This window comes from Vibrio sp. 03_296 (assembly GCF_002265885.1).
In genome coordinates, this window is the sequence record NZ_NPKW01000897.1 from 1 (window position 1) to 701 (window position 701).

The window sequence follows — 701 nt, forward strand, 5'->3', positions numbered from 1 at the left end:
TGATAGCAACTACGCGAAAATGAGCATTACTTTCCAATCATTAGGGACTCACATGACGCAATGGCAGTGACAATGACCATCATCGCCTACCTGCTGGGATCAATTTCCAGTGCGGTGCTGATTTGTCGTGTGCTGAGAATTGCCCGATCCCCGAGGTGTGGGTTCAAACAACCCTGGTGCCACCAACGTGTTGCGCATCGGTGGTAAAGGTGCCGCCGCGGCGGTACTGCTGTGCGATATGCTCAAAGGGACAATTCCGGTTTGGAGTGGTTACTACCTTGGTATTGAACCCGTACTGCTTGGCGTGATAGCCATTGCAGCCTGCCTTGGTCATATGTACCCACTGTTCTTTCATTTCCAAGGGGGTAAGGGTGGCAACAGCGTCTGGGAGCCATAAGCCCCTATCGGTTTGGATTTGCAGGGATGATTCATGGATGACATGGCTGTTGGTCGCGATACTCTTCCGCTACTCTTCATTGGCCGCGTTGGTTACCGTTTACTCGCCCGATGTACACTTGGATGATCAAGCCCCAGTACACCTTGCCCGTAGGCATGCTCTGCTGTTTGATTGTGTTAAGACATCACCAAAATATCCGCCGCTTGTTTACTGGTGAAGAACCCAAAATCGGTGAGAAAAAACTGCAAATGCCTAAGTCACAATAAGCAAAATAAGAGACGACAAGCGAAATACGAGACGACGA

At 50.1% G+C, this 701-nt stretch carries 1 pseudogene; it reads left to right on the forward strand.

Annotated features, from left to right (window positions below):
• The first annotated feature begins 60 nt into the window (after nt 1-60).
• Nucleotides 61-663 (forward strand): annotated as a pseudogene (gene plsY / locus CIK04_RS28710) (glycerol-3-phosphate 1-O-acyltransferase PlsY).
• Nucleotides 664-701 lie beyond the last annotated feature (38 nt).